Origin of the sequence: Colwellia sp. BRX10-1, assembly GCF_014077545.1 — a bacterium.
Classification (GTDB): Bacteria; Pseudomonadota; Gammaproteobacteria; order Enterobacterales; family Alteromonadaceae; genus Colwellia_A.
Genome location: NZ_JACGWC010000011.1, coordinates 99,050 through 125,553, shown reverse-complemented (window position 1 = coordinate 125,553; position 26,504 = coordinate 99,050). Strand labels below are relative to the sequence as shown.

At 37.5% G+C, this 26,504-nt stretch carries 19 protein-coding genes; 12 read left to right on the top strand and 7 right to left on the bottom strand.

What is annotated here, in order from left to right; genetic code table 11:
• Positions 1-44: 44 nt before the first annotated feature.
• Together H4J75_RS11200 and H4J75_RS11195 are read right to left on the bottom strand one after the other, a co-directional pair.
• Positions 45-1,253 carry an iron-containing alcohol dehydrogenase gene (locus H4J75_RS11200; RefSeq protein WP_182222172.1) on the bottom strand — a complete coding sequence of 403 codons (1,209 nt, stop codon included), beginning with the start codon at positions 1,251-1,253 and terminating at the stop codon, positions 45-47.
• A gap of 119 nt (positions 1,254-1,372) precedes the next feature.
• Positions 1,373-3,352 carry an alkyl/aryl-sulfatase gene (locus tag H4J75_RS11195; protein WP_182222171.1) on the bottom strand — a complete coding sequence of 660 codons (1,980 nt, stop codon included), beginning with the start codon at positions 3,350-3,352 and terminating at the stop codon, positions 1,373-1,375.
• Positions 3,353-3,612: 260 nt separating this feature from the next.
• Here H4J75_RS11195 and H4J75_RS11190 point away from each other — a divergent pair, with 260 nt between their 5' ends.
• The 3 genes from H4J75_RS11190 to H4J75_RS11180 all read left to right on the top strand — a co-directional run bounded on the left by H4J75_RS11190 (position 3,613) and on the right by H4J75_RS11180 (position 9,643).
• On the top strand, positions 3,613-5,052 hold the full coding sequence (locus tag H4J75_RS11190; RefSeq protein WP_182222170.1) for a coniferyl aldehyde dehydrogenase: 1,440 nt from the start codon (positions 3,613-3,615) through the stop codon (positions 5,050-5,052).
• A gap of 14 nt (positions 5,053-5,066) precedes the next feature.
• Positions 5,067-6,698 carry an AMP-binding protein gene (locus H4J75_RS11185; RefSeq protein ID WP_182222169.1) on the top strand — a complete coding sequence of 544 codons (1,632 nt, stop codon included), beginning with the start codon at positions 5,067-5,069 and terminating at the stop codon, positions 6,696-6,698.
• Positions 6,699-7,630: 932 nt separating this feature from the next.
• Positions 7,631-9,643, top strand: a complete 2,013-nt coding sequence (locus tag H4J75_RS11180) for a TonB-dependent siderophore receptor (RefSeq protein WP_182222168.1) — start codon at positions 7,631-7,633, stop codon at positions 9,641-9,643.
• A 594-nt stretch (positions 9,644-10,237) separates the two neighbouring features.
• Here the strand turns inward: H4J75_RS11180 and H4J75_RS11175 are convergent.
• Positions 10,238-11,773, bottom strand: a complete 1,536-nt coding sequence (locus H4J75_RS11175) for a LytTR family DNA-binding domain-containing protein (protein ID WP_182222167.1) — start codon at positions 11,771-11,773, stop codon at positions 10,238-10,240.
• A 166-nt stretch (positions 11,774-11,939) separates the two neighbouring features.
• Here H4J75_RS11175 and H4J75_RS11170 point away from each other — a divergent pair, with 166 nt between their 5' ends.
• Both H4J75_RS11170 and H4J75_RS11165 read left to right on the top strand, forming a co-directional pair.
• Positions 11,940-13,400: an alpha/beta fold hydrolase gene (locus H4J75_RS11170; RefSeq protein WP_182222166.1), complete on the top strand. Its 1,461-nt coding sequence runs from the start codon at positions 11,940-11,942 to the stop codon at positions 13,398-13,400.
• Positions 13,401-14,220: 820 nt separating this feature from the next.
• Positions 14,221-15,855, top strand: coding sequence for a M28 family metallopeptidase (locus tag H4J75_RS11165; RefSeq protein WP_182214278.1), 1,635 nt, complete (start codon positions 14,221-14,223; stop codon positions 15,853-15,855).
• Positions 15,856-15,935: 80 nt separating this feature from the next.
• Here H4J75_RS11165 and H4J75_RS11160 read toward each other — a convergent pair whose 3' ends face one another.
• On the bottom strand, positions 15,936-16,826 hold the full coding sequence (locus H4J75_RS11160; protein ID WP_182222165.1) for a dienelactone hydrolase family protein: 891 nt from the start codon (positions 16,824-16,826) through the stop codon (positions 15,936-15,938).
• 368 nt (positions 16,827-17,194) lie between these two features.
• On the opposite strand from H4J75_RS11160, the gene H4J75_RS11155 reads away from it, so the two are divergent.
• On the top strand, positions 17,195-17,692 hold the full coding sequence (locus H4J75_RS11155; protein ID WP_182214281.1) for a fasciclin domain-containing protein: 498 nt from the start codon (positions 17,195-17,197) through the stop codon (positions 17,690-17,692).
• A 211-nt stretch (positions 17,693-17,903) separates the two neighbouring features.
• The gene (locus tag H4J75_RS11150) at positions 17,904-18,983 is read left to right on the top strand and encodes a site-2 protease family protein (RefSeq protein WP_182222164.1); all 1,080 of its coding nucleotides are present in this window, start codon (positions 17,904-17,906) and stop codon (positions 18,981-18,983) included.
• Positions 18,984-19,067: 84 nt separating this feature from the next.
• Here H4J75_RS11150 and H4J75_RS11145 read toward each other — a convergent pair whose 3' ends face one another.
• From H4J75_RS11145 to H4J75_RS11135, 3 genes are all read right to left on the bottom strand, one after another.
• A complete protein-coding gene (locus tag H4J75_RS11145) occupies positions 19,068-19,703 on the bottom strand; it encodes an HPP family protein (RefSeq protein WP_182222163.1) in 636 nt (211 codons plus the stop codon).
• Positions 19,704-19,881: 178 nt separating this feature from the next.
• Positions 19,882-20,268, bottom strand: a complete 387-nt coding sequence (locus H4J75_RS11140) for a hypothetical protein (protein ID WP_182203676.1) — start codon at positions 20,266-20,268, stop codon at positions 19,882-19,884.
• 495 nt (positions 20,269-20,763) lie between these two features.
• Positions 20,764-21,714 carry a LysR family transcriptional regulator gene (locus H4J75_RS11135; RefSeq protein ID WP_182214287.1) on the bottom strand — a complete coding sequence of 317 codons (951 nt, stop codon included), beginning with the start codon at positions 21,712-21,714 and terminating at the stop codon, positions 20,764-20,766.
• 163 nt (positions 21,715-21,877) lie between these two features.
• Here H4J75_RS11135 and purE point away from each other — a divergent pair, with 163 nt between their 5' ends.
• The 5 genes from purE to H4J75_RS11110 all read left to right on the top strand — a co-directional run bounded on the left by purE (position 21,878) and on the right by H4J75_RS11110 (position 26,406).
• Positions 21,878-22,357, top strand: coding sequence for a 5-(carboxyamino)imidazole ribonucleotide mutase (gene purE / locus H4J75_RS11130; RefSeq protein ID WP_182170260.1), 480 nt, complete (start codon positions 21,878-21,880; stop codon positions 22,355-22,357).
• Positions 22,357-23,469 carry a 5-(carboxyamino)imidazole ribonucleotide synthase gene (locus H4J75_RS11125; RefSeq protein ID WP_182222162.1) on the top strand — a complete coding sequence of 371 codons (1,113 nt, stop codon included), beginning with the start codon at positions 22,357-22,359 and terminating at the stop codon, positions 23,467-23,469. The genes purE and H4J75_RS11125 overlap by 1 nt, the downstream gene beginning before the upstream one ends.
• 118 nt (positions 23,470-23,587) lie before the next feature.
• Entirely contained in the window at positions 23,588-25,210 is a 1,623-nt protein-coding gene (locus H4J75_RS11120; protein WP_220465297.1) for a SulP family inorganic anion transporter, read from the top strand.
• Between the two features lie 174 nt (positions 25,211-25,384).
• On the top strand, positions 25,385-25,828 hold the full coding sequence (locus H4J75_RS11115; RefSeq protein ID WP_182214292.1) for a SirB2 family protein: 444 nt from the start codon (positions 25,385-25,387) through the stop codon (positions 25,826-25,828).
• 107 nt (positions 25,829-25,935) lie between these two features.
• Positions 25,936-26,406, top strand: coding sequence for a phosphate-starvation-inducible PsiE family protein (locus H4J75_RS11110; RefSeq protein ID WP_182170271.1), 471 nt, complete (start codon positions 25,936-25,938; stop codon positions 26,404-26,406).
• The last annotated feature ends 98 nt before the right edge of the window (positions 26,407-26,504 follow it).

The following is a 26,504-nucleotide window of genomic DNA, read 5'->3' as shown; positions in this document are numbered from 1 at the left end:
TTAATCGTTATATTTCATCAATAATAGTTTCATCGATGATAATTTTACGATGGCATAAGTTGTTGGAATAATTTTTTACATTCTATTAAGTCTAAATATCGTGGCACAGGATAAAGATAGTGTGCTTCTTTTAAGGCAGCTTTGGCTAAATCATCAATATCGTCAACACATAAACACGCAATCGTCTCGTCAATGTTTAAGATACGCTGCAAGTCTTTTATTTTCTCAATAAACAATTCGGCCATGGTTAACTCACTATTATTGGCGTCATCTAAGCCTACGGCTTTTGCTAATTGTGCTAGACGGGCACGTGAAGACTCTTTATTAAAAGTGAGTACATGCGGTAAAACAATTGCGTTAGTCATGCCATGAGGAAGGTGATATTTAGCACCAATTTGATGAGAAATCGCATGCACATAACCCAAACCCGCTTTAGTAAACGCCAAACCGGCATAACAAGAAGCAACAGCAAGCGCTTCTCTTGCTTCAATATTATTACCCTCTTGATAGGCGATAGGTAACTGTTTACATATTAATTTTATTGCTGTTAAAGCATACAAATTAGTCTGCTCATTTGCATGCATAGACAAATACGCTTCTATCGCATGGGTTAACGCATCAAAGCCCGTATCCGCGGTAATATTTGCTGGCATACCCCGCATTAATAGTGGATCTAAAGCAGTGCCAATAGGGAGTATCTTCGGCGAAATAACTAACAATTTTTCTTCCGATTGACTGCTGGTAATAACCGCTGCCATGGTCACTTCAGAGCCAGTACCTGAGGTGGTAGGTAATAAGTATAACGGTAAGCCTTGTGCTTTTATTTTTAATAAACCAGCCACATCTTTTACTGTTTTTGTTGTGGTCGCTAATACCGCAATCATTTTTGCAGCATCCAGTGATGAACCGCCGCCAATGCCTAATACCAAGTCACAATGATTATTTTTCGCCATCACAATGCCTTTATCAATAATATCATCAGAAGGGTCAGGTATTACTTGGTCAAAAAAAATCACTTCAATATTGTTTTCTGCTAATTTTTGGCAAATTTTATCGGTAATACCCAATTGGTGTAACACCTTGTCAGTAACAATTAATACGCGTTTAATATTTTGATTGATAATGATATCAACCAAGGAAAGTGAGGAATCTTTTCCGGTAAAAATAACAGGCTGCGGCTGTGGAATAAGCTTAATTGCGACTTTCAATCCCGCCATGAGAATTTTATAAAAGCATACTTGAATAAAAAACATTAAAACCCTAATCTTTTTGAATGATGAAACTCAGTATGACCCGATATAAAATAGAATACTGAGCATTACATGACTACTTTTATGTTAAGGACGACAAATTTTTCCCCTCAAAATACACACTAAGGCGTCACTATGTTGAATTGTCCGTCGGGTTTATCAAATAATCGAAAGAAACTTACTAGGTCCAAAATACTGCCATCCACCGTTAAATCATCTGAAAACAAGGTATCTTTAATACCTGCCTGACCAATAAGAATTTTAACAAATAGATCATGAGTTAATGATAACGTTGCTTGTACTTTTGTGTTCCCGTTATCCAGGGAATGATGTAACACTGAGTTGTTAACCGTTAAAATATAACGCTCATTAAGATCAGTAAAAACAATCGCGATGCTTAACTGTTCCGCTTGTGCTTTTTTACTGTTTAACCTAACCGACATTGATTCAAAGAACTTGTTCACGGGCGTATTTTTGAAGATACCTGCCATCACCGCTAAATCAATACCTTTTTTACTGACGCCTTGGGTAAGCTCTTGTGCACCAGTGAGATAAAAATTTCGCCACGCTGCAGACTCTGCTTGAAATGCCAATTGTTGATACGTTTTGGCTAACAAGGCTTTCGCTTGTGTATTATTGGGTTCAGCAAACACCAGGTGATTGAGCACTTCGGCTAACCAACGGTACTCTCCTTGCTCAAAAAAAGTTGCCGCTTTTAGTAAAATCTGCTCAGAACCGCCCATCATTTCAACGTATTTCGTTGCCGATTGTTGTGGTGGTAAAGGGTTTAAATGTGCCGGATTAGCGTCAAACCACCCCATGTAAAATTGATACACTGCTTTGGCGTTATGGCTTAGACTGCCATAATAACCTCGGTTAGAAAAATAATTACCCAATGACGTCGGCAAGGTAATTTGTTCGGAAATTTCTTCGCCAGTGAAACCTTGATTTATCAAGCGCACACTTTGATCATGAATAAACTTATATAAATCTCGTTGGTTTTTTAAAAAGGTAGTGACTTGATCGTTACCCCAAACTGGCCATTGGTGACTACCAAAATACACGTCTGCTTCACCAAATAATGTTAATGCTTGATTGATTGTATTACTCCACACTAAGGCATTACGAACCTCTGCCCCCCGTAATGTATATAAATTATGCATATTGCGAGACACTAGCTCAGCCCCACCAAAAGCTTTTAATTGCGGCAAGTAAAAAGTAAGCTCTGCAATGGATTCACTGCCTGAAGCATTTTGGAAAATAAACTCAATGCCATCAATTAATAGCTTGGTATTATCAACACTTATTAACTCGGTTGGCTGAACAATATCAAACGTACCAAAAACAGGACCTTTGCCTAATCCGGAGCCAACATGCCCCGTGACTGTTTTTGACAAGTTTTTCCCAAACATATAAGCAGAACGACGCGACATCGCAATACCCGCAATAATATTTTCACTGGTCGCCGCGTCCATAAAACCTTCTGGGGCAATAATACGAATATTTTGCTGTGCAATTTCTTGCTCACTGACGACGCCAAGAATACCGCCAAAGTGGTCAATATGCGCGTGAGTTAAAATCACCGCTTTGATCGGTTTATTACCTAAGTGCTGTCGTGCAAATTTGATGGCGGCTTGTGCACTTTCTTTTGCGGTTAGTGGGTCAACTATTATCCAACCATTTTGACTTTCAATAATGGTCATATTGGCTAAATCAAAACCTCTAACTTGATAAATACCGTCTGTAACTTTAAATAAACCACTAATATTATTTAATTTTTCTTGACGCCATAAACTAGGATTAACGGTGTTTGGCGCTTCGCCCTTAATAAATTTGTAGCCAGGGTTGCTCCAAATAATGTCATTGGCGGCATTACGTATTAGTAAATTGTCAGCAGAGGCAATCAAGCCTTTATTGGCTTGGGTAAAATCGGTTTCGTCTGATAAGTTAATTGTCTTTTTAACTTGCGCTTGATGGGCAATCGTTGATTTACTTGCCACATCACTCACTAATTCAGTCTTTAGGTTACTGGCTTCTTTAGTTTCTTGATTAGGTTGGCAAGCAGATAACAACAGTAGTATTAGCACATAAGGTAATCGCATTTAAACACTCTCTTTTATAACTTTTTTATTATCACTGACTAATACGATAACCTTAATTATTAAAAGTTTACTGTCTTCACCTGACAACTATTGGTGCTTAAACGACAGAGTGAAATTTTTTTCTTATTAACCAGATACTCTTTTATATAAATCACCGGTTATGACGTTAAAGATAAAAAATTGGCATCGAAAGCTAGGATTTAAGAGAGGAAAGCATTCTAGTATTGAACACTAGAAATGGTTGCGTAATAGAGAGAATAATGGCCGATAACCCTTATACCGAATGTGATGACAAACAAGAAATTGAGCAATTAGAACGCTTGTTTATACTGCAAAAACAAAATGAAACAAAAGTGGAAATACCAAGTGCGAAGCAAAGAATTAGTGATGTTAAGGCATTAAAAAAGGCGTTAACTAACCATCAAGATGAGTTGCTTAATGCCATGAGGGAAGATTTTGGTCATCGAAGTAAAGACGATAGTAAACTGGGTGATATTCTCACCACTGTACTAAGTGCTAACTACGCCATTAAGCATGTTAAACGTTGGATGAAGCAGAGTAAAAGGCATGTTCACCCGCTATTTCAACCGGCAAAAGCCTATGTACAGTATCAACCCCTTGGCGTAGTTGGCATTATCACGCCATGGAATTATCCGGTCTTTTTAGCGCTTGGTCCCTTGATCACTGCTTTGTCAGCCGGAAATAGTGCCATCATTAAAATGTCAGAGTTTACTCCTAAAACTAACAGGGTAATGAAACAGTTAATTGCAAGTGCATTTCCTCCTGAGAAAGTCACGGTAGTTTGTGGTGGATCATCTGTCGCGGCACACTTTACCCATTTAAATTTTGACCATTTAGTTTTTACTGGCTCCACAACTATTGGTAAGAAAGTAATGGCTGCGGCCTCAGAAAACTTGACGCCAGTCACTTTAGAACTAGGTGGGAAATCACCTGTCATTATTGATAAAGACATTGATATTTCGACAGCGGTAACGCGATTTTTAGTCGCAAAAACCTTAAATAGCGGTCAAACCTGTGTCGCACCAGATTACCTACTTTGCCCTGAAGAAAAAATTCCTCTATTGATAGAGACACTTAAAATTCAGTTTAATTCTTTATATCCAAGTATTGAAACTAATCCAGATTATGGCGGCATTATCAATAACGCTCAATTTCAACGATTAAACCATTTAATACAAGACGCATGTGAGAAGGGTGGAGTGATTACACCATTAACAGCTGAAATAATTGATGAAAATGAGAGGAAAATACCGTTAACCGTGATCACTAATACTCATGATGACATGCGGGTTATGCAAGAAGAGATCTTTGGCCCTTTATTACCTATTGTGCCTTACAACACTATTGAGCAGGCAATAGACTATATCAATCAACGTGAAAACCCCTTAGCGCTGTACTTAATGAGTTTTGATAAAGCCACGCAGCACCTTGTTCTGAATAAAACAAAAGCGGGTGGTGTGTGTATAAACGAAGCAGCAATGCATGTTGCACAAGACGATTTACCGTTTGGCGGTGTAGGTGATTCAGGCATGGGGCAATACCACGGACATGAAGGGTTTTTAGCATTATCAAAAGCTAAGGCGGTTTTTTCACGAGGAAGATTCAGTTTAGGTTCTTTGATTTTTCCTCCTTATAACCAAGCTATTCAAAAACTTATTTATAAAATATTCATCAAATAGTGAAACCATTAATTATGCAAACATCAACTACATCACCACGAGTAAACCAAGCGATTGACCCTACAAGTGAGGGATTAAACTTAGCCCACAAGAGTCTTGCCGATTTAATTGAACAAGCGATGGACAAAAATGCCACCGAGATGGCTTATCAATGTTTGGGCCAAACATTGACCTTTGCTGACATTGATAAAAAATCATCTGCATTGGCGAAATATTTACTAGAAGTAGCTCAACTTAACGCGGGTGATCGGGTGATTATTCAACTACCTAATCTTACCCAATACCCAATTGCCGCTTATGCGGTTATCCGCGCGGGGTTAGTTTTAGTTAATACCAACCCACTGTACACAGCACGTGAAATGCAGCATCAATTTAGTGATTCAGGCGCAAAAGCCATTATTATTCTGGCTGATTTATTACCTAAATTAGGTGGGATTATTGAGCAAACTAGCATTGATACGGTTATTGCCACTCACGCCATAGATTTAATACAACCGAAAACCATCAATGGGAATAAGGTACTTTCCGCCAATTTAATCAGTTTTAGTGACGCCTTAAAGTTAGGCAGTGAGTTTTCAACGATTAGCCGTCAACCTATACACATCAACGATATCGCTGCTATTCAGTATACGGGTGGCACAACAGGGTTATCCAAAGGTGCGGTATTAACCCATAAAAATTTATTAAGTAATGTAATGCAAGCGTCGGAGCGTTTATCAAGCGTAGCGGTTGAAGGTGAAGAATGTTTTGTCACCCCATTACCGCTTTATCATATTTACGCCTTACTACTGAATTTATGGGTATTTAGTGAAGGTAATAATAATATTTTGATCCCAAACCCTCGAGATATTGAAGGTTTTATCGACACTTTGATGATAAATAAAGTGACTGGTTTTTGTGGCATAAATACCTTGTTTATTGGATTATGCAGTCATCCAAAAATTAAAGAAGTTAACTTTGACGCATTAAAATTTACTATTAGCGGTGGAGCTGCTCTCACTTCTACCGCAACAGATAACTGGCATAAAATTACCGGCTGTACTATCGCTGAAGGCTACGGTTTATCGGAAACTTCCCCAGTAGTGACTTTGAATGAACCTGGCAAAGAACAATTAGGCACTATAGGTTTACCTGTGATCGGAACCGAAGTACAAATATGGAATGATGATGATAAGGAGGTAAAACAAGGAGAAACAGGAGAATTAGTTGTTCGAGGGCCACAAGTAATGCAAGGATATTGGCAACAACCTCAGGAAACCCAAAAAGTATTAACCCATGATGGCTGGTTTAAAACCGGCGATATTGCTCTGCGAAACAGTAATGGCTTTTTTCAAATAGTAGATAGAAAAAAAGACATGATTATTGTCTCTGGCTTTAATGTATATCCCAATGAAATTGAGGATATTTTAATGTCTCACCCCAATATTTTAGAAGCGGCGGTGGTTGGCGAGAGTTGCCCTAAATCTGGTGAATTAGTCTCTGCTTTTATCGTCAAAAAGCCAAACATTAATCTATCCTATCACGATATTTTAAGCTATTGCCGTGAACTATTAACACCTTATAAAGTCCCTAAAAAAATAATTTTTTTAAATGAATTGCCTAAATCATCTATCGGAAAAGTTTTACGCAAAGAGCTAAGGAATTAGAATACTTATACGGTTTAAATCTATCAATTTATTGTTAAATTATAATCAAATGTTTATAGCAGTTTTATAATGAAGCTCAAACTTACTGTTTTGAATAAAAAGGAATTAGCTATAAAGTAGCCATTAAAGGGATGCTTTATAGCTACGATAAATAATCAGCTCAAACTCGCAATTGTTTGCGTTTTAAGTAATTCCAACCATGTCCCCTATTAGCGTCCGAGTAAAACGCTTGGGTTTAAATCTCAAATGCAGAGATTTAGCCAGTGTGATGCTACGATCCATTGAATTCAACACTTTGAGCGGAGGTTAGCCATAACTACCTCCTAATTTCCTCTTAGCGCACGTTGAACTAAGTCATACCAATGGAACACCGTGACGGTTAGCACTATCTCATTAGCGCCTTAGATTTAACAACTCTACTTTATGCGGATATTAGATGATTCTAATGTCCGCTTTTGAGATTGTGTACATAATCGGATGCTAAATATTTAGTAAGATTTTGGGTACAAATAAACAAAAGCATTTAAATTAGAATGATCGCAATAGGCTCTGAACAGCCGTTATTAACTCAAAAGCTAAAGTCAGCTTATGGCTAGCTGAAAAAGTCTCTAATAATCACTAGCTCAATGTTAACAAAGATACGTTAGCGCACGTAGCATCAATAGATATTTAAGCTGTTTAGAGTGTTCATTAGACGTTGAGCTACCGTCATCTTAATAGTCAATAAAGCCACCAAAGCCGTCATGAGAGTTTACATGCTAAAGACAGGAGATCCGACAAGCCGACCTTATATAAAGTGGACAGTTACACAAAATATGCTACAGGTTCAGTTAATTAGGTGGCTGAATTAACTATCAACTACATTTAAATAATTACCTATTCTTAATATTTAAACTATAATTCAAACATTTGTGGAATAGTCTAAAGTTTGTATGAATCTAATCAAATATTCCTTATTTACCCTTTTATTTATTCCATTTTTATGTTCAGGCGAAGAGTCGATAGATTTATTTGACTTGTCATTAACTGATTTACTTAATTTGAAGGTTTCAATCGCATCAAAAAATGATGAAACAATCAAAAACAGTCCTTCTTCGGTTACTATTTTTACCCGTAATGATATTGATAAAATGGGTATTACTTCTTGGACTGAACTTATCAGTCAAGTGCCCGGTTTTTATAGTATGGTTAATCCGGTCGAAGGAAACCAATCACATATCGTCATGCGTGGTCACGCACAAACATACGCCAATACACTACTTATTTTACTCAATGGCCATAGAGTGAATGATGATTATACGGGTGGCATTAATTTCTTTATTCAATTTATGGACCTAGCTGATGTTGAAAGGGTTGAAATCATTAGAGGTCCTGGTTCTTCAATATATGGTTCGAATGCATTTAGTGGTGTTATTAATATTTTAACTAAGCCCCAAAATAAAATCTCTGTGGGATTGGGAGACTTTGGTGCTCAAAAATTATTAATAAACACATCACACACATTAGGAGATTGGCAGTTAGGAGCAAGTTTGTCTTTGTTCAAGGATGATGGTTATCACTATAATGATGTATTCGACCGTAATGAAATTCAAACAACTACACGTGATCCTAGAGAATCTACTCAACTTCGTGCTTATCTTACTCATAAAGATACAAAATTATTTGCTCAACTTTTGGATACAAAAAGATCCGATTATTATCTTTTTAGACGTTTACGAGATGGGGTAAACATCCTTGAGTTACAACATTTTATGGCCGGTATAGATCAGCGAATATATAATTCTGAGACAATGAGTTGGGATATTAGTACTAGTTACCAGCAAGCAAAAAGACGAGAACTGGGTGCATTGGTACCCAAGGGAGAAGTGCCCTTTGAGCAGGTGGACTTTCTCTTTGGAACCGACTTTAAATATCATGCGATAGATTTTGCTTTAAATGGTAAATATCAATTAAACGAAGATTTTAAAATAAATACTGGCTTGTCTTACTCTCAAAGTCAGGTTCCTGACGCTTATTTAAGAAGTAATTTCGATATATATGGCGATTCTTCTCAACTACCTGAAGTGATTACGTTTGATCAAGACGAACAAAGAACAGTTTTAGATAAAAAACGAGAAATTTCCAGTGCCTATTTGCAAACGCAGTGGCAAGTAACGTCGGCTCTGCAAATGACAGCGGGCCTTAGATATGATGGTTACAACGATATTAACAGTGCACTTATGCCTAGGTTTGCCTTGGTGCATCATTTAAATGAAAAACAAACGATTAAGTTTCTTCATGGTCAAGCTTATAGAGCCCCATCGCTTGGCGATATGTACGATGAAGAGAGTGGTCTCACTCAAGGTAGCCAAGATTTAGAAGCCAGTGAAATTAGCACCACCGAAATTGTTTATCTACATTCATATACACAATCACAGTTTACGGCAACGTTATTTTCTAACAGACAAACGAATATTATAGGTTATAAAGCCAATGAAAATGGGGTCCATGCGTTAGATAATATTGCTAAAAATGATGTTGAAGGTATTGAATTAGAATTGATTTGGCAACCAATAGATAGCTTTAGATTAGTGTCTTCTGCTACTCATTTATCAAAAAACAAAACACACTTAGAACAATCATCAGGACTACCCAAGTCGGAAGATCTTTCTCCAGATAGTTTGTTGAATTTCAGTGCTTATTACCAATACCAATCTTGGTCGTTCAATCTCAATGGTAATTGGCGCTCTAAGGTAAAAGTATTAGACGAAGGTTCGTTGTGGCTGTTAAATAGCCATATAAAAAATCAACTATCAAAAGAAGTAAGTCTATCGTTAACTATTTCAAATTTACTTGATGAGAGCTATGCCACATCATCACATACATCTTTAGGAGTAGATGAAAACGTACAAGCATTTCCTGCACGAGGACGCCAGACGATACTAAAACTTAGTTATAATTTTTAGTATCATGGTCAACTGAAACTGGACGATTTTAAGTCAATTAAATTTCATTGTGAACTCAATAAAGTAATGGCTCGCCCTTATTTTATGCCCGTATATAGATTAACAGTGGGAGCCTAAATTCGAACACTGTGTCTTTCTGCTTTGTTTCCAAAGTGATTTTAAAATACCGAAATAATTTGTGGGATGTAAGAAATAAGGTAAAAGTTAGTGTTTAGAAATGAAAGTCCAACAGCAGTTTTGGGCTTAAACCATCCCCACAAGTGAGCAGGAAATCTTGGCTAATATTATTGCTAAATATGATCTAGGATGCACAAAAGCTAATGTCGGCTTATGGCTAGTTGAAGGAGTCTCTAATGATCACTAGCTTAATGTTAACAAAGATACGAATATATACGTTAGCCTTGGCTCATCTAGCGACAAGTGATCCGACATAGCGGTCATTCGCTGATACTTATTTCTGTCCCAAAATGTGTTTAGTCTAAGATTAGATTTTCGACATTCGACATTCGATATACAATAAATGTAATCATGGCTTAAAGTTTACCTGCCCCTGTCAATCAAGTGAGAGGCATATAGGTTGCAAGTATTCTAAACTCAACTTTGTTTTATGTAGTTTCGCACCGTAGGCATAATTCTTCGACTTACGGGGACTTCCACTGCGTCGTGCAGTCGCAGGAAGCCTGCACCCGATGTTTCAGACTGTTGTGAGCTTTTGGTATTCAAACTGTTAATAAATTCCACATTCACTAAATATGAACGATGCACCCTTAAAAATGTTTTAGGAAGGCTAGACTCTAACTCTTTTAAACTGCCTGTAAACAAGCGCTGTTGGTGGTCTTTTAGATTTATTTCTACGTAATCACCCGCAGCTTTGCAAAACACCACTTGGTTGCTGGCGATGATCTCTATTTTACCCGCGCTGTTAATTTTGATTGTACTTGGCTCAGTTTGTTGTTGGTTTTGTTCTAGTTTGAATTGCAGTTTCGCGACTAAGGCTTGTTCTGATTCCTTGTCTTTTTGTTCTTGGTTGAGCTTTTGCGCTTGAAGAACAAATAGTAATATTAGCACCCCTGTAATGATGTAATAAAACAGCACATCGTGAAAGGTAGTTAACGTTAATACAATTGTGACTGAAAACAAAACAAACACAGCAGCATAAATTGCCCACTCTTTTGATTTGGTCTTTACAGCTTGAGTCGTTAAAAGTGTGGCACTAATCGCACTTGGGACAAATATCGCCAAAGCGGTTTTAGGGTCAAAACCAGGGGTTAACAACACAGTTAATAAACTAAAACTTCCACCTGCAAAAACCCACAAATACGGCTTGTTCTTTTCTAATTTTAAAATAATAAAAGTCAAAAAACACAAGCCAAATAGAAGCGAGAGCGAAACAATGAGCAACAGTCTGACATCCTGAAATGGATACGGATAAGAAAATAATGAACGGGATATTTCGGCAAATAGCTGTAATGACGCAAACGAGGTCATCAATAAAAATAACAAATTGTTTGGGCGATTTCTGGGGCTGAAACTAGCCACCAAAAAGTAAATAGCGCCTAACAGGAGTGCACCTAGCGGCACTATTGATACACCTAAATTCCGGTGAATAAAGTAAGTAGGGTCGGAATAGATGCCAAAACCGATAAAATTCAGCGGGTTGCTTAAGGTTAAAAATCCGTGATGTGATGACATTTTTATAATAATTTCGTTGATTTTAGGTTTTATTAAATTAGCGGGTACATAAAACATTGCATCTATTTTACCTACCTGTTCTAAGTTAGGAATAACATTAGGTGAGCCGTTACTTCCTAAATATTGACCATTAAAATAGACCTTACTCGCCGCCTTACCTGAAATATAAACACTGTGAGGATTTTTGTCTTTCAGCATATATTCAGGAACATTGACGGTTGTTTTTACCCATAAAGCTGTGTTTTGAGGATCTATTTTCCAAGCGTTTGTTGTTTTACATTCTCGTTCACTAAAACTGGGTATCACATTAGAGGAAGAGGTAATCGGGCAGATAATGACTGAGTCTAGATTAATAGTCACTAATGATTGTGAAAAACCAAACCCAGAATACAAGCACAGGATGGTACAGAGTTGAAGTAGAAAAATACGTATTGTCATGTTAAATATTATATTAAAAATTCAGTCGTTTTGCTCGACCATTTACCGATTAGTTTATACCACTTAACGGAATAAACGGAATAAAACATGCCTTTCAACGAGTTATGGATGCATCTATTTGTTACTTAAGCAATAGTGACGACATTAGAACTCGAAGGAAGAAATTATGAATATTAAAAATTTAACCGTTGGTTTGTTGTTATTAACAGTCACATTAATGTCATTTTACAGTTTTGCGGCCAAGACGTTTGGCAATGAGAAAGAAATTCAATTCAAAAGTGGTGAGCAGTCAGTGATGGCTTACGAAGGTTCTATTCAGGTATTGGAAAACCGTAACGATAAAAATAGCCGTAGCATTCCACTGACCTATGTACGTTTTCCTGCCACTGGCAATAAAAAAGGGTCACCTATAGTTTATTTGTCGGGAGGACCTGGAGGCTCAGGTATTTCTACTGCGCAGTACCCAAATTTTCGATTCCCACTATTTATGGCGTTAAGAGAGTTTGGCGATGTAATCGCTTTAGATCAGCGTGGAACAGGCAAGTCGCAGATTGTCCCTAAGTGTGAATCGAAAAAATCTTTACCATTGAATGAACGTTTATCTGAATCACAAGTGACCAAGATTTATCGTGCTGCGGCAACAGAGTGTGTTGAGTTTTGGAACAAAAAAGGCGCTGATGTACTTGGTTATACTACAGTGCAAAGTGCCCACGACTTAAATGATTTAAGGAAACACCTACAGGCTGACAAACTTACTTTATGGGGCATTTCTTATGGTACTCATCTAGCACTTGCCAGTCTAAAGGTGATGGAAAATCACATAGACAAAATGGTACTTGCCAGTGCGGAAGGACTAAACCAAACCGTAAAACTACCAGCCAGAACTGAAGCGTATTTTAAGCGTTTGCAGCAAGCTATTAATCAACAGCCTAAAGCCAAAGCAGAATATCCTGATGTTATTGGCTTAGTAAAACGTGTAAACAGAAAATTAGAAGCTAACCCTATTACAGTAACAATGCCGCAAAAAGACGGTGAGCCAATTGAGTTCTTATTTCAAAAAAGTCACATGCAAGGAATAGCGTCTGCAATGATTTCAGATCCGCACCGCTATGTGTCTATGCTGTTACAAATATACTCAGGTATTGATAGTGGAATAACTGCAATGTTACCTAGCGTTATCGAACGTGCTGGTTTTATGGACTCTAAAATCAGCTTCGACATCATGTCGTTTGGTATGGATGTCGCATCAGGCGTCACAGACGAACGATTAAACTTAATTGAGCAACAAGCTCCCGCTTCATTAGTAGGTAAAATGCTGAATTTCCCAATGCCGCATTTAAACAAAGTTATTCCAAATTTAGACTTAGGTGATGATTTCCGCACTAAGCCAAAAAGTGACGTACCGACGTTATTATTAACAGGCACACTAGACGGAAGAACATATGTACAGTCGCAATATGAAGCTACAGCAGGTTTGAGTAACTTAACAAAAGTAACGGTAAATAATGCAGGTCATAACTTGTTTATGGTATCACCCAAAGTAACTGAAACGATTAAAATATTCTTGAGTGACAAGCCAGTAGAAGACAAAGAAATCGAGTTTACATTACCGCCATTTGTGAGGTAATAAATCGCATTTAGCTAACGGCTGCAATAGTCTGTGAACAGCCGTTAGTAACTCAAAAGTTAATGTCAGCTTTTGGCTCAGGCTGTGTGAAAACTATTTTTAACTTGCGTAATTTGGAAATATCAACGAAAAAAGGCTCTGTAGATTTAAATCTGTAATAAGTTTAGTGTCAAACTACCTTTGAATTTACATAGCGTTGCATAAAAATTGTAAGCTGAGAGTTTGGGCTATAAGCAGTCTTCTATAGACTGCTTTTTAGTTTCAATATTAGTTCGGCTTTGTACCTTCCTGACATTAGCCTTCATATACTTTTTAATGCATTGTTTCTATCATGTTACGGATACTCTTCAGTGAAACACAACTACCGGTTAATTTATGCGTTAGGTTTTGTTTAAATAATAGTTAAATTGATTTTAAATTTGGGCTATTACGGCGACTTCTCATTATTATTTTCTGATAAAAAAATAAAAAGACATCTAAGCATGACAAATAGCAATTGGCTATTAATGGAGTGTTATTAATACTAATCCGAATTCAGTTTTATCGCATTAGTGCTAATGTCTCAAAAGTGGCAAAAATGATCATTAGAAGCCAATCTCATTTAGTGATTGGTCGTCTCAAACTTTATACGTTTTCACACAAGGTCATCATTTTAAGATTATTCATATGATGACCTTGCTTATATTATGAGTTTATTTACGGACTTAATACTTTATTAACTAGTTAACTCTTTGCTGACTATAACTTTTCAACTAAGTCTATCAAACGCCGCCAATACTCGTTTATAATCCAAGTGTCATTCTTAATAAAAGTATAAAAAATGAAAAATAAAATAGCTTTAACCTTATTTACTTTAGCGCTGGTAAGTGGCTGTGGCAAAGAAAGTAATGTTTCAAAAAATACCGAAGTAGATGTTGCGGCGAGTTATCAAAGCATTAACAAAGAACAACTTATTGAGCATATCAAAGTACTTGCTTCAGATGAGTTTGAAGGGCGCGCACCGTCAAGTAAAGGTGAAGCGCTTACGCTTGATTACTTAACTAAACAATTAACGGCAATAGGTTTTAAGCCAGGCAATGGTAATAGTTTCCTGCAAGCTGTACCTATGGTGTCAATTGAGGCATCACCAGACATGACATTGTCAATTGGTGATAAAGACTATCAATACGGAACGGATATGGTAATGGGCTCTGCTCGCATAAGTAACCTTGAACAACTTAAAGACTCAGAATTAGTCTTTGTTGGTTACGGTATTAATGCGCCAGAATACAACTGGAATGATTACCAAGATTTGGATGTTAAAGGTAAAACCGTTGTGATTTTAGTTAATGATCCGGGTTTTGCAACTCAAGACGCTAAACTTTTCAACGGTAATGCGATGACCTATTACGGGCGCTGGACCTATAAATATGAAGAAGCTAGCCGACAAGGTGCTGAAGGTGCGATCATCATTCATGAAACCGCTCCGGCATCATACGATTGGTCGGTAGTAGAACACTCGTGGTCTGGTCCTCAATTTGGCTTTGTGCGTGAAGACAAAAATAAAGACCGTGTTGCGGTTGAAGGATGGATAAATAGCGAGGTTGCCAAAGAGTTATTTACTAAAGCCGGTGTCAACTTCGAACAGGCTAAAGTTGCGGCTGCCAAGGGAAGTTATCATCTTGATATGGGCGACTTAACAGCTTCTGTTACCGTAAATAACACCGTGAAAGAATCAGTGTCTTATAACTTTATCGCCACCTTACCTGGAAGCGTTAAGCCTGATGAGCATATTTTATATACCGCACATTGGGATCATTTAGGCAAAGATACCAGCTTAATTGGCGACCAAATTTATAATGGCGCTGTCGATAATGCATCGGGTACTGGGGCACTTATTGAAGTCGCTGAAGCCTTTGCTAAATTGCCTGTTGCACCAGCGCGTTCCATTACCATCATGGCAGTAACTGCAGAAGAACAAGGGTTGTTAGGTTCTAAGTTTTATGCGGCTAATCCTATTATTCCAGCGGCTAAGACAGTTGCAAATATTAATATGGATGCTTTAGGGGTGAATGGTCGCAGTAGCGATGTCTCTGTCTATGGATTAGGGCAGTCAGAACTTGATAACTTTCTTAGTGATGCAGCGAAGAAGCAAAACCGCACTATAGCCGGGGATCCTCGTCCTGCTGCGGGTATCTATTACCGCTCTGATCACTTTGCCTTTGCAAATATCGGCATTCCGGCGTTATATGCTAAAACGGGAGAAACTGCCGTTGATGAAGCGACTAAAGTGTTGCGAACTCAATTAAAGGAAAGTCTTGGTAAGTGTTATCACAACCTTTGTGATGAATATAATGATACATGGGATCTTTCTGGCGCCGAAGAAGATATGCAAGCATTTTTTGACATTGGTTATCAGCTTTCCAAAGAAAATGTGTGGCCACAATGGAGTAAAACATCAGAGTTTAAACGCTAAATATAGCTAAGCGAGTACAAGTCTACTTTATTGATGACTTTGCTCGCTTAACTCGTTAATAAAGTGTTTTTAGATGATTTTTATACCAGCTTCTCAGTAAAAAAGGCTAGGGTGCGATGCCAGGCAAGCTCGGCATTTTCTTTATCATAACGGCTGGTTGAGTCATTATGAAAGCCATGTTTGGCATTTTTATAGATCTGCATTTGATAGGGGGCTTGAACAATTTTTAAGTCACTTTCATAGTCAGGCCAAGAGTTATTAACCCTTTCATCGAGTTCAGCCAATTGAATCAGTAACGAAGCCTTAATATTTTTACGTAATTCTTTTTTGGCTGGTGTGCCATAAAAAGGTACGCCAGCAATAATCAAATCAGACTCCACTGCGGCTAAGTAATTGACTATGTAACCACCAAAACAAAAGCCAACAGCACCAAGCTTTCCATTACTTCTGTGATGTTTTTTGATGAATTTTGCTGCTGCAACAAAGTCATGCTGTATTTTTTCAGCATCCATCGACTTTTGCATAGATCTGCCTTCATCATCATTACCAGGATATCCACCTAAGGGGAACAAAGCATCTGGAGCAAAGGCAAGATACCCGGCTTTAGCTAAACGTCGAGCAACATCTTTTACGTAGGGGTTTAGGCCTCTGTTTTCATGAATAACTAAAACAACAGGCAAGGTTCCTGTTTTGTTGGTTGGTGTTACTAAGTAGCCGGCACCTTTACCGTAACCTTCGGGTGAATCGAAAGTTTCATAGGTAGCTTTTATTTCATCATCATTAAAAGAAACTTGTTCGGCTAGGGCATAATTTGGAAGCAATGCTGATGTGAGCACTGTCATTGAGTATCCCACTGCAACTAAAGTCGCTAATTTTGCCATAAAGCTTCTGCGATCCATACCGCCATGAGCGTATTCGTCGTACCAGTCAAATGCTTCTTGAGGGATATCACTAGCTGATTTTTTTGACATTTATTTATCTCACTTATTAATTTAAATAATCTAACCCTTCATAAACACCTTATAAAATATATTTATTTAAGTATTTTCGCAAATTTATTAAGGTAATTTAGTCTTGATTACTTAGACGTTATCCTTGAACTTCGATAATAAAATTTTATAGTTTTTTGCCATAGTTCATTGCTGAAACGAGGCTATTACTCAAGAATAAGGTGTCGATATGCTTGTAGCCTTAGTGATGGGTTTTTTAGTAGACAGGGTAGATGTGGTTATATTTCATTCGCTTTTATTATAAAGATGTTAAGTAAACTGATCTTAATTGTTTAACAGTACGTAAATATTGGCTGAAACTAAATATTATCCATTAAATAGGAATTAACATGTTCAATAAATTTATTACAACAGGTTTACTCGTAGTTGCCAGCTTAGCTTTTATGCCGACTTCTCATGCAGAACACCATGGTATGAAAAAAGACATTGTTGATGTAGCTGCTGCAAATGGTTCTTTCAATACTCTTGTTGCTGCAGTTAAAGCCGGTGGACTTGTCGATACACTCAAAGGCAAAGGGCCTTTTACTGTATTTGCACCAACGGATGAAGCTTTTGCAAAGTTACCTGCAGGCACGGTTGAAATGCTATTAAAACCAGAAAACAAAGATAAATTAGTATCGATTTTAACTTATCACGTCGTTGCTGGAAAAGTGATGTCTACAGATGTTGTTAAAGTAGACAGTGCTACTACAGTGCAAGGCCAAATGTTGATGGTGAAAGTAGATGGCGGTAATGTAATGATAAACAATGCGAAAGTGATAATGGCTGACGTTAAAGCAAGTAACGGTGTCATACATGTCATTGATACAGTGTTAATGCCTAAGTAAAGTTATTGTAAAGTATTGCTTTAACTACTGATACTTAATCAATTGTTTACTATTAAGCCAGCTTTAGCTGGCTTTTTCTATCGCGATGCGAATAAAAAACTTTTTACCCGCTTATCTGTTTGCCGATAAATCAATAATAGTGGCAATAAACCTTGCTGCCCCTCCAAATATAGTGATAATCGGGCAAGGTTCTATTTACTGAGTTTATAAAGTGCAACTATTAGCAGTAACGTGTTTGAATAAAACACTACGATTAGAAGGTTCAATGGCGGGATGGCAACAACTTTTTTGGGACGACCAGTGTGTCTCACAAATTGACGCAGTCGATGGCAACGATACCTTTACCCATCAATTCTCTCTACAAAGTGAACAAGGTGATTTACATATAGAACTTAAGGGCACACTGCATTGGCAGCCTTTTGCGCTTAAATACCAGCTTTTTGTTGATAATAAACTTCAACAAGAAGATACCCTCATTGAAAAAGATATAGAACAACGCCAAGTTAGCCAAGCTAGCAAGCAGCCGATGAAATTTAGTTTCATTGGCATGGCTGGACTTGGCTTGAAATTGTTAAAAAGTGCCAAAGTCATCAAAGTGCTATTTGCTGCGGGTAGTTTAGCCGCATATAGCTGGTTATTTTCTATTGAATTTGCCATAGCACTTATTCTTTGTCTCGTCTTTCATGAATATGGACATATTAAGGCGATGAAATACTTTGGTTTGAAAACCAAAGGTATTTACCTTATTCCCTTTGTCGGAGGCTTAGCATTGAGCGACGATAAAATTAATACCCGCTGGCAAGATGTTGTTATTTCGATAATGGGCCCTTTCTTTGGCCTAATACTCTCTATTGCTTGCTTGGTAGGTTACTGGCTAACCGATTTAGAAATACTGGCCGGTTTAGCGGTTTTTAATGCCTTACTTAATCTATTTAATTTGTTGCCGGTATTACCCTTAGATGGTGGACACATACTCAAGAGTATTGCCTTTTCAATTAATACCCGTGTTGGTTTAGTTGCTTGTGTATTAGGTGCTGCATTAGGTGTTTATATTAGTTATCACTTTGGTTTAGCGCTATTAGGCTTTTTACTTGCTATTGGTAGTATAGAAATTTTCTTTGAATATAAACGTCGACATTTGAGTGACCTATTACCCTTAAACCGTTATGCTCAAGTTGTCTCAGTATTATGGTACGTCATTACATTAGGCGGGCTAAGTGGCATTATTTGGTTTGTTGGTCAAACAGGCAACAGTGCGTTGTCATTACCGCTGAAAATACTGGGAAGTTAATTTAACAGCTCGACAATTACCCGGCTATTATTACGTTAACGGCAAACGGCCATCTTTTTAAAGCATTCTTTTATCCTCTCTTCGTTAACACCACAATGATAACGGAGGGTCGATAGCTACTGCTTTTATAATATCGGTACGTGAAATAATGCCCACTACTTTGCCATTGTTTTCTAAAATAGGAATTATGTGCAAACGATTTTTTACTTGCAGGACCGCAATACGTCGGATGTCTGTAACTGGTTCTGCGGTATAAATTTTAGAATGCTCATTGAGAAATAAATCAGCGACGCTTTTTGATTTTGCACTTTTATCAACATCAGTGCCATGCTTTAAAAGATATTCGTAAAGTTGTTGTCTAGATAAGCTCCCCATAAGTTGTTGCTGGCTATTTACAATTGGAAATTCTTGATATGCCCGCTCGGTAAATATCTTAATAACCGTCGTTAAAGTATCACTGGCTGATATTACGGCAACGGGGTAAGTCATAATTTGATAAGCGTGACATATCAACTCTTTTGTCTCAGTTTTACTGATAGCATCTTTATAAGCATCAATGGCTTTTGGGGGCGGCGAATAACCTTTTTTTAGCAAAGGTGAAAGCTCATCGAGTTCCTGAAAACTTCGTGATTGCTCCGTCAATTGTGTTTTTTGAACATGATAGAGCTCTTCCAGTGGGCCTGAAAAGCTTCTTCCATTTGGCGTGTATATTGCGAACATGATTATCTCCTTTTACATAATGTGTTTATTGAATGCCCCATGCGCCAATATAACTATTATTATTTAAGTTTCTAGCGTTATGGTGTTCACTAACCCAGCCATTAAATAAATGAGTAAATAAGTTGCGTTATTTACTCGTTATTTTATCGGTAATGGGTGAACACAGGTGTTAGCATTGTTAGTTCACCATTAATTCAATACGCTCTAGTTCGACTCTTTTAGAGAGTTCGATATCACTTTTAGGAGACCAAGTCGGATAATTTTTTTGCTGGCGCTTTACCTTTTTTAAAAAACTTGCTCTTGCTCTTGATAGGGCAATATTCACCGCTGACATTACAGAGCTTTGATTATCAGTAACAACAATATCAGGCATACCTTTACTGTAAATAACCACTCTACAGTGCTTATCTTTACCACCTTTGGGGCCGTTAATATCATCAATGGTCACTTTTATTACTTGAACACGATCATAAAATTTATTAAACATGTGACGTGCTTTATCTCGGATGTGCGACAAGTTTTCTGACGAAAGTTCAATTTTCAGATCGGTAATTGTTAATTCCATAAGTGCCTCGTTTAATTTTAAAAATGATTATTTACTATGACTCAGCGCCAAAGTGTTAACAGCGATGTTATCGCTTAGACAACATCGTTGTTAACTGCTTAGCTGTGTTATTTATAACTAACTATTTACTGCAATTAAAGTCGATTGTAATTGTTTTATTATCAACTAAAAGTTGATAACTGTTTTTTTTAGTCGTGTGAATTACTGATAAGGCGTTAGGGAGTAAAGGGGTATTATGGCTCAGTTTAACCATGCTTTTCAGCGGTGCTTTTATACGACAGTAAGCTAAGGTATGGTGAAAGGAACGATTATCATTGGTAGGTAATACAAGTACTTGGTGTTTAATTGCTTCTATTCGCTAATAATGCGATGCATGCGCTATTTTATCAAAAGGTTAAATACTTGGCTGTTCAGCCGGTATCAATCTTATGAAAAAATTGATTTAATTAGCCCATCATTTAACCTACTTTTTCAGCAGGTTAACTTAACAGTGATTTAGCGAGATAAAATATCGTTTGATATCATTTCTTTTTGTAATAATGAACGGCCATTAGTTTCAATATGAGCAAGAAATTCAGCCGCTAATAAGGTTTGACGTTTTGATTTAGACCAAACAAAAAACCAATGAGCATTTATTGGCAGTTCACTTATTGGTAAACGCACTAGTCCACTTTGTCCACCATACATTAAGGTATGCGCTGATAATATTGAGATGCCAAGCTTTGACATCACCAGATGTTTAATTGCTTCATTACTTTCAATGGTCATTTTTACATTTAGCTTAGTGTTATGATGCTTTAAAAATTCCTCAATGGCATACCTTGTACCTGAACCTTTTTCACGCATAATGAAAGGTTCCTTGCTTAAATCTTTTAAAGTGAGGTTTTTCTTTTTAGCAATGGGGTGGTCTTGATGTGCTATGGCTACCAGCGGATTGGTTAAAAATTCAATCGACTCAGTTTCAATATCAGATGGCGGATGACTAAACACATAGAAGTCGTCAATACCTTGCTTTAGGCGATCAATGGTTTGTTGTCGATTACCAATATTTAACTGTATATCTATATCTGGATATTTTTCTAAAAAAGGTCCCAACAAATGGGGAATAAAATATTTAGAAGTGGTGACAACAGCCAACCTTAAGGTGCCAGACTTAAAACCTTTAATATTGCCTATCGCCATATCAAGTCGTGAAAAACTATCAAGTACCTCTACCGCGGTTTTTACTAACTCTAGGCCTATATCCGTAAATAATATTTGTCTATTGGTATAGTTATATAGAGGAGCTCCCATTGCCTCTGCAAGCTTTTTCATTTGTATTGATACCGTTGGTTGCGTTAGAAAAAGTGCTTTTGACGCTTCTTTAATACTACCTTTATCATGAACTGACAATAATATTTCCAGCTGTCTGATTGTGCCAACATGAGCATGAAGCCTTGATTTCATAATTACACCTCATCAAATAGATTTTTATCTATTTATACTATAGGTAATATCAATTTTTATCTATTTATCTTTTTTGTCATAATATCACTATCAGAATATTTAATTAGCGGATTGATGTTTAACTCAAGCCAGCGCTTAACCATTAAAAATAAGGCCATTTACAATGAAAAAAATTAAAGTCGCGATTATCATGGGATCACAGTCAGATTGGCCAGTGATGAAAAATGCGGTTACAGTTCTTGAAGCACTGGGCATAGAGTATAAAGCTATGGTTGTTTCAGCCCATCGTACCCCTAAACGTTTATATGACTTTGCCGAGAATGCCGATAAAGAGTACAGCGTGATTATTGCGGGTGCTGGTGGCGCCGCACATTTACCCGGTATGGCTGCAGCATTAACTTGGTTACCTGTTATTGGTGTGCCGGTAATGAGCAAAGCACTCAAAGGAATGGACAGTCTATTATCTATCGTACAAATGCCTAAAGGCGTTGCAGTTGCCACCCAAGGTATTGGCGAAGCAGGCGCATTTAATGCGGGGTTAATGGCCTCACAAATCCTTGCCATTAATGATACGGTACTGCAAGGCAAGCTACAAATATGGCGTTCACAGCAAAGTGAAAGTGTCTCATGGGAGGTAGAATAATGCGCATAGCCATTGTAGGTTGTGGACAACTTTCTCGTATGTTGGCACTTGCAGGACTGCCACTAGGGATAAAATTCAGCTTTATTAATGATAATCTCCAGCAAGTAACTGATTGTGTTGACGGTTTAGGTCGAGTGGTTACACTGACTAAAAATTGGCGGGAAGAGCAAAATATTCATAAGCTCTATAACCTCCTTGGAAAGCCTGATGTAATTACCGTAGAAAAAGAACAAGTAGATATAGAATTGCTTAAAGCTCTGCAAGCATATTGTGATGTTTTGCCAAACATTGAAGCAATTTCTGCCTGTCAGCATCGTTATCGAGAAAAGCAATTATTAGAAAAATTATCAATACCAACTTCACCCTTTGCTTATTCGTTGCCAGCTAGTGAAGCATTGAAAGTCTTACAGCTACCTATGGTGGTTAAATCTTGTAGTGATGGCTACGATGGTAAAAACCAATGGGTTCTAAAAACCTTGGCAGATATTGAAGACTTTGACCATTTAAACATCGAAGATTATATTATTGAAGCTTGGATAAAGTTCGAACGAGAAATATCTCTCGTCTCGGTTCGTTCAAAAAATGGCAATATCGAACACTATGCTTTAACAGAGAATACCCATAAAAACGGTATTTTGCTGCAATCTATTGCACCCGCTGTAGATCAAAATAATACGCTAGCGCTTAAAGCTCAAACGTATATGGAAAGCGTATTAAATGCCCTCGACTATGTTGGTGTTCTGGCGATGGAGTGCTTTGTCGTTGATGGTGAATTAATGATCAATGAATTAGCACCTCGTGTTCACAATAGTGGACATTGGACACAAGCAGGGAGTATAACCTGCCAATTTGAAAATCATATAAGAGCGGTTGCTGGCTTAGTGCTAGGTAGCACAGAGTCGCTTGGCACAGCGGGTATGATTAATTTAATCGGTAATGAAAAACCACCAATGACTTCGCTTTCAGCTTTATCAACATTGCATTGGTACAACAAATCAGTAAAACCGCAACGAAAATTGGGTCATGTTAATTTTTTCGATAAAGACCGAGTAAATCTTGTTCAACAAATGGATAATTTTGAGTGCGATCTTAAGTTGAATCATATTCGTTAGGTTCTATGTTTTTCTGTTTACGGGTCAGATAAAATGTTATCTGACCTGATCATCTTTTTTAGTAAGGATTTGCGCGGTGTTTGGAAATCGTTTTAAAGAGTTCAATCTCAAAGGAGATATGTTTGGTGGTGTAACTACCGCAATTATTTCTTTGCCTTTAGCACTTGCTTTTGGTGTTGCGTCAGGAGCTGGCGCTGAAGCTGGGCTTTGGGGCGCGATAATGGTTGGATTTTTTGCCGCATTGTTTGGTGGTTCATCTAGTTTGATATCAGAGCCTACCGGTCCAATGACCGTTATTATGACAGCCATATTAACCAGCATGATGGCAAAATATCCAGAAACAGGCATGGCAATTTCATTTACTATTGTGATGATGGCCGGTGCATTTCAGATGTTACTTGGCACACTAAAGCTCGGAAAATATATTACGTTAATGCCTTATAGTGTGATTTCTGGCTTTATGTCAGGCATAGGTGTTATTTTAATTATCTTGCAGTTAGCTCCGTTGTTAGGACATCAGACACCTTCTGGTGGCGTTACGGGAAGCTTATCAGCACTGCCTAATATACTCGCAAATATTAAGTTCAGTGAATTATTTTTAGGGGCACTTACTTTAGGTATTTTATTTTACTTACCTAAACATTACCGCAAATATGTTCCGGCTCAACTGGTCGCATTAGTTGTTGTTACTGTACTTTCTTTAATTTTTTTCAACAGCGATGACATCCGCAGAATTGGTGAGATACCGGCAGGTTTACCTTCTTTAGTTATTCCTCATTTCAACGTCGACATCTTTACTACTATGGTGATAGATGCTTTGGTCCTGGGCACACTTGGCTGCATTGATACCTTATTGACTGCTGTGATTGGTGATTCATTAACACGAAAAGAACATGATCCCGACCGGGAGTTACGCGGACAAGGTATCGCTAATATGATCTCTGGCTTGTTCGGTGCTTTACCAGGCGCTGGCGCAACTATGGGTACCGTGACTAATATTCAAGTGGGTGCACGCTCACCTGTGTCAGGTATCATTCGCGCCTTGGTACTTGCATTAGTGGTGTTAGTGGCTGCAGGTCTAACTGAGCCTATCCCCATGGCTGTGTTAGCGGGGATTGCCGTTTATGTAGGTTTTAATATCCTTGACTGGAGCTTTATTCAACGTGCTCATAAAGTCAGTGTTCAGGGCATGGCCATTATGTATGGTGTTATGTTATTAACTATTTTTGTTGATTTAATTGTCGCTGTAGGTCTTGGTGTCTTCATTTCTAATATCATTGTTATTGAGCGTTTAAGTCGAGAGCAGGCCAGAAAGGTTAAAGCAATTAGTGATGCTGATGGCAATGATGTGCCATTAACTGTGCTTGAACGAGGCTTACTCGATAAAGCGAATGGTAAAGTGTTATTTTTTTACTTATCAGGGCCGATGATTTTTAGTGTATCAAAAGCTATTTCTCGTCAGCATACCAGTGTTGCAGATTTTGAGGTCATGATCCTCGATTTAACGGATGTCCCTATGATTGATGAAACGGTAGGACTTGCGCTAGAAAACGCAGTAAAAGATGCTCAAGATGGTCAATGTGAAGTTTTTTTATTGTGCCCAAATAAGCAAACACATCAACAGCTCGAAAAGTGTAATGTATTGGATTTAGTCGCCAATGATAATATCTATTCATTGCGCTATGAAGCTTTAGAAGCCTCGCTAACTTATCTAGAAAAAAAGCACAGTAAGCTTGACTAAATGCTTGCATGACACAAAAACTTATCAACAGAGAAACTTGTGCAATGAATATGCTCAGCTTATCTTGGCTGAACTTGTTAAAATAATATAAAAGATAGCAGTTGCTTAGGTAAATAAACGATATACTGACAGCCTAAGTATAAAATAAATAATGAATTTCTAGGGAACAACCACATGTACATGATAATTAAGCATCTACACATAACCATAATTACACTTACTTTTGTTCTTTTTCTCATTAACTTTGTGTTAATGATGAAAGGGTCTGAAAAAGCTAACAACAAACTGTTAAAAATTGGACCACATATTTTATATACGTTATTTGCTGTTACTTTTATTTATTTGGTGATCGTTAACCCGCTTAATTTGTATCCTTTCGTTAATGGTTGGGCATCATCTAAACTTGCGGGTTTTGTTATCTATGTCCTCTCTATTACGTTGGCGCTTAAGTGGGCTAAGACTAATTTGTGGCGTATTGCTGGCTTAATTAGTGCCATATTTTGGCTAGCTATGACGGCGCGACTTGGTTTTGCTGATCATATTAAAACCAAGGGAATGAATGAAGATGTTAACGCTTATATTGACCTTGGGCGGGCTATGATAGCGAATATTTGCTAGTTTTGAGCCGTATTTTCAATATTGATATTTTCTATGATCATAACGTTATGGCTTTATGAACATAGATATATCGATATATTTACCCTGCTTTTCATATAGGAAGATCCATGAGACACGAAGAATTACCTGAAAATCATTCAGATCCATTGTTAAAGGTACTGCATCGCTCGATTCGATTTGCGATAAGAATACTGGCCTTGTTAATGGTATTAGTGATCTATTGGAGTATCGCTGATGTGGTTTATGTACTCTATTTGAAACTATCGATGCCGCCTTATTTTCTTTTAGATATTGATGATATTTTACAAACTTTTGGCGCTTTTATGGTGGTGTTAATCGCGGTTGAAATCTTTATCAATATTCGTTTGTACCTTGGCTCAAACGTTATCCCGGTAGAATTGGTTGTTGCCACAGCATTGATGGCAGTTGCCCGCAAAGTTATTGTGTTAGATCTTAAACTTGTTTCTGCAGATCAAATTGTTGGTCTTGCTTTGGTGACTATTTCTCTTGGAGTAACGTACTGGTTAATAAAAAAGAAAAGTACGCAAGCTAACGAGATAATTAAGCCAGAATCATAATTTATTGACTTCTTACATATAATTTTGAGTTGCAGTGTCCGTTTACCCCAATGAAAACATTAATGTTAATGTTAAATTTAACGTTTTCTTATGCGGTT